This is a genomic window from Aureibaculum koreense (assembly GCF_034296135.1).
Lineage (GTDB): Bacteria > Bacteroidota > Bacteroidia > Flavobacteriales > Flavobacteriaceae > Aureibaculum.
In genome coordinates this window covers 193,090-205,480 of sequence record NZ_JAXKVV010000004.1, presented here as the reverse complement: position 1 = coordinate 205,480, position 12,391 = coordinate 193,090, and the positions used below count along the sequence as shown (strand labels likewise).

Below are 12,391 nucleotides of genomic sequence, written 5' to 3'. Positions count from 1 at the left end.
ATTAATTAATCTTACTTTCCGCTTTTAAGGCTTTAACTATTGTATTTTTTGTTTAACAAACCACTTATCATTCAGTGTTAAACCGAGGCGAAAGTTAAAATAATTTTCTTTAATAAGCGAATTTTTTGTTTCTCCTCTTTTACCAAACTCAAAACCAAGGTTTAAATTTGACAATTGTTTGCCTATTGGTAATCCTACTCCAAAAGACATGCCAAGATCGTTAACTTTATCATTATTTACCATTAAACCTGTTTGTTTATAGCTAAAACCAGCTCTGTAAGTTATTCTTTGCCAATAACTTGACAGTGAGTTTATTTTAGGAATATAAAAGCCGCCCACCGAAATTCTATTCATTTTATCATAGCTTACTCTAGTGTTATTTGCAAGTACACCACCTTCAAAATCCAATGCGTTCTGAAAATTATATTCTAAGCCTGCATACCATTTATTTTCTTCACCCAAACCGACACTTAAAATTGTGCTTAATGGTTTTTTCACCTCGCTATTGAAAGATCTGTTAATTAGCGTGTCTCTGGGACTGATTGATCCATTATTTGTATTTAACAGAGAAAAAAGTAATTCATCACCATCATTGGATAAATTGTTTTTCAGATGGAAAACAGCACCACTTTTCAATGTCAGCTTGTCTGAAACTTTAGTATTGTACTGTAATCCGGCCTTAGCTGCAAAACCACTTAACGTAGAGTTTGTTTTGTGCATAGTTGCCAATTGTACACCGTCTCTTCTATTCAACAATGTGTTTTCAATATTTCCGAAAACATAAGCCGCTTCTAGACCAATGCTGAAATTTTTATGCAATCGATACCCAAAACCTAGAAAAACCCTGTTAGTACCACCTTTGCCGTTAAAAGCATTAATTTCCGTTAATTCTCCTTCAGAGTTATTAAACTCTTCCGTTAACGAATAACCAACAGTGGTATTTGGCTGTAAACCAAAAGACAAACCCGCTTTTGTGCCCATAGGTATTCCCAATCCAAAATAAGACAAAGATGCAGTTGAGGATGAACCTTTGTTAGTGCCATCGTTTATTTGGATCGATTTATTTTCCCCTGCAATAGTATAATTGGTTAATTGTAAATATGCTAATGCCGCAGGGTTAGTAAAAGTTAATTGATATGAACTATTAAACGCCCCGCCAATTTGCCCCATACTCATTTCTTCAACTGTTTTTTGCGAAGTTTCTTCGCCAATACCAAAAAAAGAATAGGGTGAAGTATTGTTTTTTTGTGCGAAGCTTTGAATAGATAAAAGGATAAATGATAATCCTATAAGTTTCTTGATCATTCGTTTAGATTGTATATCAATATGCTGTTAAGTCCCTCCAATAAAAAATTTGGAGTGGCAAATATGCTACTTTTTAGCTTTTTAGCCAAGAATTTTGTGTCTCCACCTGTTAAAACTACTGTTAAATTTGAGTATTTACGCTGATATTGCCCAATGACTCCATCTATTTCTTGTATAAATCCGTTTAAAACCCCCGAATGGATCGAGCTTTTTGTATCAGTGCCAATTAATTTATAATCCGCTTGTTCCAATAATGGCAGATTAGCAGTAAACTGGTTTAAGGATTTATACCTGATATCTATTCCCGGCGAAATTGCTCCACCTAGATATTCGTTTTTGGTGTTGATAAAATCATAGGTTATACATGTTCCGGAATCAATTATCAATACATTTTTATTAGGATATTTATTAGCTGCACCACTTGCCAAGGCGATTCTATCCACCCCTAAAGTTGTTGGTGTTTTATACTTATTTTGAAATGGAACTTTTGTTTTATGATTTAGCTTAACAAATGTGTTGAACCTATCAACTTCTAAATCGGCCTCAACATTAGCAACTGATGATAAGATACAGTTTTCTATGTTATATGTTTTTTTTAGCTTTTCAATATTTTTATTGGTATTATTATGCTCGGAAATCAAACTCACCAGCATATTATCTTTATTAAAGACAGCTATTTTAGCCCTGGTATTACCAATATCAATTATTAAATTCATATGCTAAATTATAGGCCTGTAAAGGTACAAATAATAGTCAGGCTAATGAAGTGACACCTGTCATTTTTAAACAAAAAAACCCAAACTAAGTCCGGGTTTTTTTGTGATGCCTCCAGTCCCGATGCTTCGGGAGAACCAAGGACAAAGGGATTACTAGCCCTTAAGAATATCTTTTAGGATTTCGGGCTTATTAATCACTTTTTCGATAAATTTTTTGCTTTTCATTCTTTTAATGAATTTTTCTAAAAAAACAGCATCTTGTTTTGATTGGCATTCCATTGTTAAGCAGTACTCCCAGTCAGAAGCTATTTTAGAAAAAGAGTTTTTGTAAGTATGGGCATTATGCCTAGATAAACGCACATTTAAATCGTACGTTTCGCCGATGTAATACTTATCCACCGAACTACTGAATATAATATACAAATAATGAACCATTGTTAATAAATAAAAAAAACCCAAACTAAGTCCGGGTTTTTTTGTGGTGCCTCCAGGGATCGAACCAGGGACACATGGATTTTCAGTCCATTGCTCTACCAACTGAGCTAAGGCACCATTGCTTTTAAAGCGGTTGCAAATATAAATTTTAATTTTAGACTAATCAAAACAAATCTGTAAAAAAGTTATTTAAAATTTTCAGGTCTCCAACCTTTTCTATTTGGCAACCATCTTGGCACGTTTTCCTTATATTCCTTGTACTCTTCACCAAATCGTTTCAATAAATCCGGCTCTTCTTTTAAGATAAAATAAAAATGATTTATTGTAATAAAGAGCAATGCCCAAATGAGAATAAACAAAGAATTATAAAAACACGATTCTGCAAGTAATATTATGAAAACACCAACAATCATAGGGTTTCTCATATATCTATACAAACCTTTAACAACTAATTTTTTTGTTGGATTCCATGGAGCTAACGTTCCTTTACCGATGTTAATAAAAAGAATAATAGATTTTGTAAATAAAATGATGCCTGAAGCAAGTAAAAGCAATCCGAAAATGTACAAAATCATCTGATTTGAACTTGTTATTTTACTGTAATCCAGCTGCGATGTAAAATAATTAATTACAATTGGAACGATAACCAATACCATAAAAGGCAGGGCAATTATTGATTTTAATTGTTGAAATGTTGATGTTGATTTCATATAGCTCCAAGGTAATAATTTTATAAATAAAAAATACCCCTAAAAAATGTAACTTGCACAGCATTAAATTTTATCATAAAAATGAATTGGGAACAACTACTTTCTTTAAAAAAACATGGAGACATAAAACCAAGAGAACGGAACGCTCAAAATGAAACCAGAGTTGGTTTTGAGGTAGATTACGACCGTATTATTTTCTCTGATTCTTTCCGAAGTTTACAAGATAAAACTCAGGTAATACCGCTTTCTAAAACTGATTTTGTGCATACCAGATTAACACATAGTTTGGAAGTATCGGTTGTAGGCCGTTCTTTGGGAAGAATAGTTGGCAAAGCTTTATTGGAAAAATACCCAAACTTAAAGCAATTAGGCTATCAAATCAATGATTTTGGAGCCATAGTGGCCAGTGCTTGTTTGGCACACGATATTGGTAACCCCCCTTTTGGGCATAGTGGCGAAAAAGCCATTGGAGAATATTTTAAATCGGGCAACGGATTAAAATACAAGAAAGATTTGTCCGACAAACAATGGCAAGACCTCATCGATTTTGAGGGCAACGCCAACGGTTTTAAGATTTTAACGGAGTCTCGGAAAGGTGTTGACGGCGGGTTGCGGTTATCTTACGCAACTTTAGGTGCTTTTATGAAATATCCAAAAGAGTCTTTGCCCAAAAAACCTACAGCTAATATTGTAGATAAAAAATATGGCTTTTTTCAATCTGACACACAAACTTTTTTAGATGTAGCAAAAAGTCTAGGATTAGAGAAAAGAAGGGAAAATGATATTTCATTTTTAAGGCATCCACTGGCTTTTTTGGTTGAAGCGGCCGATGATATATGCTACACTATTATCGATTTTGAAGATGGTATTAATTTAGGATGGATTGAAGAAGAGTTTGCATTGGAATATTTAATAAAACTGGTAAAAAACACTATAAATACTGAAAAGTACCATCAATTAACTACAAAACAAGATAGAATAAGTTATTTACGTGCTTTGGCCATTGGAAATTTAATTAACGAAGCTGCTGCTGTTTTTTTAGAAAACGAAGAAAAAATATTAGCGGGAAAATATGAAATTTCTTTATTGGAAAAATGCAAATATGAAGCTCAAATCAATGATATTATTAAAATAAGCATCAATAAAATTTATAGAAGTAAAGAGGTTATTGAAAAAGAGATTTCTGGCTATAAAGTGTTGGCCGATTTGTTAGATGTTTTTATTTCCGCTGTAAATAATCAACACGAAGGAAAATCTTCCAGTTACGATGGGCTGGTACTGGAATTATTGCCAGAAAAATATCAAAACCTCGATACTGATCTATACACAAGGATTTTAACCGTGTGCAGTTTTATAGCAAGCATGTCAGATGGTGCCGCTATTTTGTTGTATAAAAAAATTAAAGGGGTGGAAATCTAAAAGCCCATCCTAGTTGGAGCTACGCTCTATAACTTCGATTAAAGCAGTGCTTTAATCTCGTTAATCCAAAGGGAAGAAAATTGGATCGCGTATAAATTACGTAGTAAGCAAATATTACTCTTTCAGCATGAGTTCACTTCCCTTCGGGGAGGGTTAGGGAGGGGCTTCTCTGCTTTAAAACCTATACATAACACCTATACCCAAAAATTGTTTTAGTTGAACCCTTGCTCCCAAGGTTTCTAATGTGCCATCGTTGTTTATATCTTCTTTGTACTTTACATCATCATCATAAATCATATGCCCGCCAATACTTGCTCTCATAAACTTGTTTATTCTAAACGTAAAGTTAAGTTCCCAATCTACATCTACATTTCCAAAATTATTTAAATAATCGGAATACAGGCTAAGTTTATTGGTCATTAATACATTTTTTACAATCTCCTTGTTCCAAAGACTTTCTACCAAAAAGCCAAATTCGTTTCTTGATCTTTGCCCCGGTGTTACACCAAAAGCACCGCTGTTTGATAAATCATCGTCAAAAACAAAAGTGGATTTTAATGTTATTGGAGACAGGTACAACGAAAATTTTTGTTGTTTGATCTCGTAATGCGATCCCGCACCTAAAAACAAATATGCCGGCGAAAACAACCTGGAAATCGGGTTGTCTGTATTGGGATATTTATACCCATTGGTAAATTGGGTCTTAAAGTTAAATTTCATAGAGTAGAACCAATTGGAAACGGTATCCCTTCTATAACCAAAAATAGATTTAAATTCGAACCTATCCTCTGTTTTTCGCAATTCCCTATCTTGTTGCGAGTTTAACCCATACCGCATATACAGTTCATTATTCCATAATAGGTGCAATTTTTTATAAAGCCTTACCAAGTCTACTTTAAATAGTCCGGAAACGGAATTGTTACCCCCGGCATTCCAATTGACAAAAGCCGCTTCGTTAAAATCTAGACCAATACTATTTCTTTTTTCCCACCAAACGGGATCATCAGCGTATTTAGTGGTATCAATTTTTGCGATTTTAATCGGATTGACCACCTTTAAGGTATCAATCACAAGGTTTTTTATTGGAGCTATATAGCTTTTTTCCTTAGGCAAAGGAATGTAAGTAGTGTCTTTGGTTAGGTTGTTTACCGTCATTCTGTAACGTTCGGTAAAAGTATATTCGTTTGTTAAAGAATCATATTCTATGGTGTAAAATGGCTTTAGCAAAGATTCCATTTTAATCTTTAACGAATCCAATTGAGTCATTCTTCTAACAGAATCAATTTTCATGTAATTGCCCACGGAATCTAAATGGATAACAACATCTAAAGTATCGTTTAGCTGAAATCTTTTAATAGAATCTCTGGGTTTGACAGGAGGAACAGTATCGGACATAAACATATCCAGCACCTTTTTTACGGTACCAGAATTACGCAAAGAATCAGTATTGCTAATGGTTTTTATTACGTTTACTTTTGTGCTGTCTATGGTTTGTGCAAATGTACTTACAGAGAAAAGAAGGACTATTGATAAAAAGAAAAACTTATTTTTCACTATTCTAATTTTAAAATGATAAAATTATTCGGTTTAGTTGAATAAAACTCAATGAAAATTAAGTCCGCAAAGATAACACTTTTTTAATATCTTTAACTGTTAAATCTATACTGTTAAATAATTCGTCCGTTTTACCATGTTCAATAAACCGATCGGGAATGCCTAGAATTTTAATGTCTCTATTTTTATATTGATGCTGTTGAGCGAATTCCAGCACGGCAGAGCCAAATCCACCTACCACAGTACCATCTTCTATTGTTATAATGCGATTGAATTTTTTAAATATTTTATGTAATAAATCTTCATCCAAAGGCTTAACAAAACGCATATTGTAGTGGGCAATTTCATCTATATTAGGGATATCAGCATAAGCTTCAATGACCTTATTGCCAATAGTTCCAATACTTAAAACGGCAATTGTGGCTCCTTCTTTTATTATCTGTCCTCTACCAATTTCAATTTTGGAAAAAGGCTTTTGCCAATCAAGTGTTGTACCGTTACCTCGGGGATAGCGGATAGCAATTGGAGCATCTAACCCCAATTGAGCTGTGAACATTATATTTCTTAGTTCCGTTTCGTTCAACGGTGCAAAAACAATTAAATTAGGGATACAACGTAAATATGCTAAATCAAAAACACCATGGTGTGTAGCACCGTCCTCGCCAACTAATCCTGCTCTATCCAAACAAAATATAACAGGCAATTCTTGCAAGGCAACATCGTGAATTACCTGATCGTAAGCACGTTGTAAAAAAGTGGAGTAAATATTGCAAAACGGAATTAATCCTTGGGTTGCCATTCCCGCTGCCAAGGTTACGGCATGTTGCTCGGCAATACCAACGTCATAAGCCCTTTCGGGGATTTCTTCCAACATAAACTTTAGTGAACTTCCGGTGGGCATGGCGGGAGTTATTCCTACAATATTTTTATTTTTTTTAGCCAATTCAACCAGAGTCAGTCCGAAGACATCCTGATATTTTGGTGGCTGCTGGCTCAAGCCAGATTTGGCAATTAGCTCTCCAGTTTTTGCATTGAATTTTCCTGGTGCATGGTATTTTACTTGATCTTCTTCGGCTTTTTGCAAACCTTTGCCCTTGGTGGTTATAATATGTAAAAATTTAGGCCCTTTTACCGTTTTTAAACGATTTAGTTCAGATAACAAATTTGGCAAATCATGTCCATCAATTGGACCTGAATAGTCAATGTGAAACGCTTCAATAATATTGTGCTTTCTAACTCTTTTGTTCGTTTTAATATTGGTTAAATAGTTCTTTAATGCTCCAACACTCGGGTCTATGCCCATAGCGTTATCGTTCAAAATGATTAATATATTAGCATCTGTAACTCCAACATGGTTCAACGCCTCAAATGCCATTCCACTTGCTATACTGGCATCTCCAATAACCGCAATATGTTGTTTTTCAGTTTCCCCTTTTAATTTAGACGCAATTGCCATTCCCAATGTCGCCGAAATAGACGTAGAAGAATGCCCAACACCAAAAGCATCAAATTCGCTTTCGCTACGTTTCGGAAAACCTGAAATTCCTCCAAATTGCCGATTGGTTTCAAAAATTTCTTTCCGACCAGTTAAAATTTTATGTCCGTAAGCTTGATGACCCACATCCCAAACCAATAAATCGTGTGGTGTATCAAAAACATAATGTAAGGCAATGGTCAATTCTACCACACCTAAACTGGCTCCTAAATGACCTTCCTTTACGGCAACAATATTGATGATAAATTCACGCAGTTCTTTTGCCAATTGGGGTAATTGAGCCGACGGCAGTTTGCGTAAGTCAATAGGGTTGTCAATATGTTTTAATAAATCGCTTGACATAATGCAAATGTACGAGTTGCGATTGATATGGTTAAAATTAGAAGAGGAAATCGTATTTTTACAAAAAAACAAACTATGCTCAACCCTTTTGACGATACTTATTTTATGAAACGTGCTTTGCAAGAAGCTGAAGCTGCCTTTGATAAAAATGAAGTGCCTATTGGGGCGGTTATTGTTATCAAAAATCAAATTATTGCCAGGGCACATAATTTGACAGAAACACTCAACGATGTTACCGCACATGCCGAAATGCAGGCTTTTACTGCTGCTGCTGATTATTTAGGTGGTAAATATTTAAAAAATTGTACACTTTACGTTACGCTAGAGCCATGCCAAATGTGTGCTGGAGCTAGTTATTGGACTCAAATTGGTAAAATAGTGTTTGGGGCTAAAGACGAGCTACGTGGTTATCAGCATTATAACACCCAATTACACCCAAAAACCAAAGTAATTGGTGGTGTTTTGGAAACCGAATGTAGCGATATTGTCAAAAGATTTTTTATTGAAAAACGTAATTTGAATTAGCCCCCCTTTGTCCTTGTGCTTCCGCCAAAGCTTTAGCGACACGCGGGCGGACATTTACCCTTAAGGGAGAAAAATATAGAAATTATTTTAACAACATATTTTCATTTCAAATAAGAACTCAAAATTCATTCTATTTTTGGGAATCAGACTCCCTCTCCTTGGGAGAGGCTTCTATCTTAAATGGATTTTTACTTTTAGGACCTAACACGTACTTTTTGTACTTACCATTTCTAAAACGATAATAGATAAACAAAGGCATTAAAATAAAGGATAAAAATAAAATAGAAAGACCTATAACAACTTCACCTTTTGGATGGTTCTGGTATTTTAAATAAGCTCCAACGGCCATCCCCAATAGAAAAATAACGAAGAAAATTTTTAAAAGCAATTTCATAAGCCAATCTTTATAGATACCAAATGTCTCAAGTCTAATCCTGATAGCTAACGGGACTCACTTCCAACATCTAAAATAACCCATGCAGTTGGGCATCAATTTTATCAACAATAACACCTAAATCCTCTGGTTTATCCACAATATTCAAATTATCAATATCAACAATTAATAATTTTCCTTTGGTGTAAGTACTTATCCAGGCTTCGTAGCGTTCGTTTAATCTGCTCAAATAATCAATACTAATCGAGTTTTCATATTCCCTACCACGACTATGAATTTGACCCACCAAAGTTTGGATACTTGCCCGCAAATAAATCAATAAATCGGGCGGAGAGACCAATTTTTCCATCAATTCAAAAAGTGTAGAATAATTGGTAAAATCTCTATTAGTCATTAACCCCATTGCGTGGAGGTTGGGTGCGAAAATGTGAGCGTCTTCATAAATAGTTCTGTCTTGAATGATATTTTTACCACTTTCGTGAATTTCCAATATTTGACGGAAACGGCTATTTAAAAAGTAAATTTGAAGATTAAAAGACCATCGTTCCATTTCAGAGTAAAAATCGTCTAAATATGGATTTTCTTCAACAGATTCAAAATGGGGTGTCCATTTATAATGTTTTGCTAATAATTGTGTTAAGGTAGTTTTTCCCGCCCCAATATTTCCGGCAATGGCAACGTGCATGTTGTTGGTTTTAGTTTAAAAAGTGCATAAAGATACTTAATTTTTAACTGTTTTATATTCAAGTAACTTTTCGCCATCAAATATAAAGATTTCATCATTTAAAACATAAAATGATTCAATAGTTATTGAATTTTTAAATATTACCTTATACACACTGCTTTCTAAATCACTAAAGTATAATATTCCATCTTTAACCCAATAATACCTATTATTGAATAGGTTTAATAAATACATGTCTTTTAGTTTTAGACGCTGTTTAAAATTGCCATATTCATCATATTGCAAAACAGTGTTTTCGTTTATCAACCAGCAATTTTTGTAAGTGGCAAACATTCTATTAGGTTCAAAATCACTTTCATAAAAATTAATTGGGGCAGAGACTGAAACTATCTGACTAGTTTTATAATTATATAAATGTAATTTATTATCATCAGAACTATACAGCCATAAATTGTTATTTGAAGAGCCAGCAACTAAAGAAACGTTTTTAGAGAATAAAGCCTCATTAAAGTCAACTCGGTTTGATAACTCATTTAGTTTATTGTCCAGTAAAATAACCGTATTAAAATCCTTATAAAAAAGTAAAATCTTTAATGGGTTTTTAATATCGACTGATGATATTTTACCCAAGTGGGTATTGGTGTAAGATAGGATTGCTTTATCAGATTTTTTATAAAGTGTATTATTTTTTAAGTAATATAAATTCTCAAATTCATCTATGCCAATAAACTCGTCAGCTTCTAAAACAACACTATTAATAAATTTTGTGTTGATTATAGAATCTGTTTCTTGAGCAATTGAAAAACCGCTCACAAAAATTATAAACAAGATTTGAAGGTATCGCATATTGACAAAAATACGGATTATAATATGTTTAAATGACCGATTAAGTGTCTAAAAATGCCTATTTTTCCGAAATAATTGTGACGAATGTTTACTCATTTTTTTATTTTTACACGATTTATAAAATCAAAAAACTAACCAATGATTGAATTAGCAGGTATTATTATTCTCGGTATTTTAGCACAATGGGTAGCATGGAAATTTAAAATACCCGCTATTCTACCTTTAATTTTAATCGGTTTACTTGTTGGCCCAATTGCCGCGGAGTACATAACAGCAGATGGTTCAAAGTGGATAGAACCCGTTTGGAACGGCAAAAAAGGATTGTTTCCTGGCGAAGGTCTTTATTATTTTGTTTCCTTGGCCATTAGTGTAATTTTATTTGAAGGTGGGCTGACACTTAAAAAGAACGAAATTAAATCTGTTGGGCCATCCATTACCAAATTAATAACACTAGGTTCGGCCATAACATTTTTTGGTGCGGCAATCGTTGCCCATTATTTGTTCAATCTTAGTTGGGAGCTGTGTTTTTTGTTTTCAGGTTTAATTATTGTAACCGGACCAACGGTAATAACACCAATTTTAAGAAATATTCCATTAAAAAAAGATGTTTCCACAGTGTTAAAATGGGAAGGAATTCTAATTGACCCCATTGGTGCACTAGTTGCCGTATTGGTTTTTGAATTTATTAGTGTTGGTGGTGGTAGTGGTTTTACTAAAACAGCCTTACTGGAATTTGGTAAAATTTTGCTTTTTGGTACAACTTTCGGATTTACCTTTGCACATGCTCTAGCATTTGCCATCAATAAAAATTTAATTCCGCATTACTTGTTGAATGTGGTTTCACTTTCCACAGTGCTTCTTGTATATGTAGAGTCTGACCTTTTTGCTCATGAATCAGGATTGTTGGCGGTTGTGGTGATGGGAATGGTTTTAGGTAACAACAAGTTGGACAATATTAAAGAGTTGTTGTATTTCAAAGAATCTTTAAGTGTACTTTTGATTTCCATACTTTTTATACTGCTGGCGGCCAATATGAACATGGATGATTTAATGCTACTTTACAATTGGAATACCCTTATTTTATTTCTTATTATAGTTTTTGTAGTACGGCCAATAGGTGTATTTTTAAGTACCGCCGGATCTAAGTTAAAGCTCAACGAAAAATTATTTATAAGTTGGGTAGGTCCTCGTGGTATTGTTGCCGCAGGTATTGCTTCTTTATTTGGCAGCAAATTGTTAAGAAACGGTGTAGAAGGTGCGGAGTATATTACGCCTTTAGTATTTATGATTGTGCTAGGTACGGTGTTATTAAATGCAACAACTGCTAGAATGTTTGCTAAAGTGGTGGGTGTGTTCTTGACAAAGTCAGAGGGAATTTTAATCGTAGGGGCTTCAAAAATATCGCGTTTAATCGGACAGTATTTATTGAACAACGGAAGACATGTTGTACTCATCGACAGCAATCAATCTAACCTTGACAGTGCCAAAGAATTAGGTTTGGAAACCATGAACGCTGACGTTTACTCTGATACTTTAACCGATAATATAGAGTTAAATGATGTGGGTTATTTAATGGCATTAACCGCTAATTCAGACATTAATAAATACGTAATTGATAAATTTAAGGATACTTTTGGTGAAAATGGTACCTTTAGATTGGTAACGACAACTGAAATACACGATAGCCAAAGTAATCCTAAAGAAGGACTGTTCTCGCACACAGACGATTTCTATTCATTAAATGAAGTAGCCCGACATCATCCAAACATACACGAAATTGATTTAGACTCGAAAGAACATTATAATAAATTGATCGAAATTACCAAGAAAGACAAGGATATTGTACCCATTTTTATAAAAAACAAAGCGGGTGCTTTGGAGATTATTCCATCTTACAGCAAAAATGTTAAAATAGGCGAAGGTTCCAAACTTGTGTATTTAGGTAAAGAAATTGTAGAATAATTA

General features: G+C 33.9%; 12 protein-coding genes and 1 tRNA gene. 3 read left to right on the top strand and 10 right to left on the bottom strand.

Annotation, left to right across the window (positions count from 1 at the left end; all coding sequences use genetic code 11):
• Positions 1 to 36: 36 nt before the first annotated feature.
• The 5 genes from UMM65_RS05935 to UMM65_RS05915 form a co-directional block, all read right to left on the bottom strand.
• Positions 37 to 1,305 carry a hypothetical protein gene (locus tag UMM65_RS05935; RefSeq protein WP_321975566.1) on the bottom strand — a complete coding sequence of 423 codons (1,269 nt, stop codon included), beginning with the start codon at positions 1,303 to 1,305 and terminating at the stop codon, positions 37 to 39.
• Positions 1,302 to 2,021 carry a type III pantothenate kinase gene (locus tag UMM65_RS05930; RefSeq protein ID WP_321975565.1) on the bottom strand — a complete coding sequence of 240 codons (720 nt, stop codon included), beginning with the start codon at positions 2,019 to 2,021 and terminating at the stop codon, positions 1,302 to 1,304. The genes UMM65_RS05935 and UMM65_RS05930 overlap by 4 nt, the downstream gene beginning before the upstream one ends.
• A 153-nt stretch (positions 2,022 to 2,174) precedes the next feature.
• A complete protein-coding gene (locus UMM65_RS05925; RefSeq protein ID WP_321975564.1) occupies positions 2,175 to 2,456 on the bottom strand; it encodes a GIY-YIG nuclease family protein in 282 nt (93 codons plus the stop codon).
• Positions 2,457 to 2,500: 44 nt separating this feature from the next.
• Positions 2,501 to 2,573 (bottom strand) — tRNA-Phe (locus UMM65_RS05920).
• 68 nt (positions 2,574 to 2,641) lie between these two features.
• The gene (locus tag UMM65_RS05915; protein WP_321975563.1) at positions 2,642 to 3,166 is read right to left on the bottom strand and encodes a methyltransferase family protein; all 525 of its coding nucleotides are present in this window, start codon (positions 3,164 to 3,166) and stop codon (positions 2,642 to 2,644) included.
• A gap of 81 nt (positions 3,167 to 3,247) precedes the next feature.
• Between UMM65_RS05915 and UMM65_RS05910 the strand changes: the two genes are divergently transcribed.
• A complete protein-coding gene (locus tag UMM65_RS05910) occupies positions 3,248 to 4,585 on the top strand; it encodes a deoxyguanosinetriphosphate triphosphohydrolase (protein ID WP_321975562.1) in 1,338 nt (445 codons plus the stop codon).
• Between the two features lie 174 nt (positions 4,586 to 4,759).
• Here the strand turns inward: UMM65_RS05910 and UMM65_RS05905 are convergent, their stop codons facing one another.
• Positions 4,760 to 6,139, bottom strand: a complete 1,380-nt coding sequence (locus UMM65_RS05905; RefSeq protein WP_321975561.1) for a DUF3078 domain-containing protein — start codon at positions 6,137 to 6,139, stop codon at positions 4,760 to 4,762.
• Positions 6,140 to 6,197: 58 nt separating this feature from the next.
• Entirely contained in the window at positions 6,198 to 7,976 is a 1,779-nt protein-coding gene (locus UMM65_RS05900) for a 1-deoxy-D-xylulose-5-phosphate synthase (RefSeq protein WP_321975560.1), read from the bottom strand.
• A 75-nt stretch (positions 7,977 to 8,051) separates the two neighbouring features.
• On the opposite strand from UMM65_RS05900, the gene UMM65_RS05895 reads away from it, so the two are divergent.
• On the top strand, positions 8,052 to 8,501 hold the full coding sequence (locus tag UMM65_RS05895) for a nucleoside deaminase (protein ID WP_321975559.1): 450 nt from the start codon (positions 8,052 to 8,054) through the stop codon (positions 8,499 to 8,501).
• Between the two features lie 130 nt (positions 8,502 to 8,631).
• On the opposite strand, the gene UMM65_RS05890 is transcribed toward UMM65_RS05895, so the two are convergent.
• The 3 genes from UMM65_RS05890 to UMM65_RS05880 all read right to left on the bottom strand — a co-directional run bounded on the left by UMM65_RS05890 (position 8,632) and on the right by UMM65_RS05880 (position 10,408).
• Positions 8,632 to 8,895, bottom strand: coding sequence for a hypothetical protein (locus UMM65_RS05890; RefSeq protein WP_321975558.1), 264 nt, complete (start codon positions 8,893 to 8,895; stop codon positions 8,632 to 8,634).
• Positions 8,896 to 8,965: 70 nt separating this feature from the next.
• Positions 8,966 to 9,580 (bottom strand): deoxynucleoside kinase, encoded by a 615-nt coding sequence (locus tag UMM65_RS05885; protein ID WP_321975557.1) that lies wholly within the window; start codon positions 9,578 to 9,580, stop codon positions 8,966 to 8,968.
• A 36-nt stretch (positions 9,581 to 9,616) separates the two neighbouring features.
• On the bottom strand, positions 9,617 to 10,408 hold the full coding sequence (locus tag UMM65_RS05880) for a hypothetical protein (protein ID WP_321975556.1): 792 nt from the start codon (positions 10,406 to 10,408) through the stop codon (positions 9,617 to 9,619).
• A gap of 156 nt (positions 10,409 to 10,564) precedes the next feature.
• On the opposite strand from UMM65_RS05880, the gene UMM65_RS05875 reads away from it, so the two are divergent.
• Entirely contained in the window at positions 10,565 to 12,388 is a 1,824-nt protein-coding gene (locus tag UMM65_RS05875) for a cation:proton antiporter (RefSeq protein ID WP_321975555.1), read from the top strand.
• Positions 12,389 to 12,391: the final 3 nt, after the last annotated feature.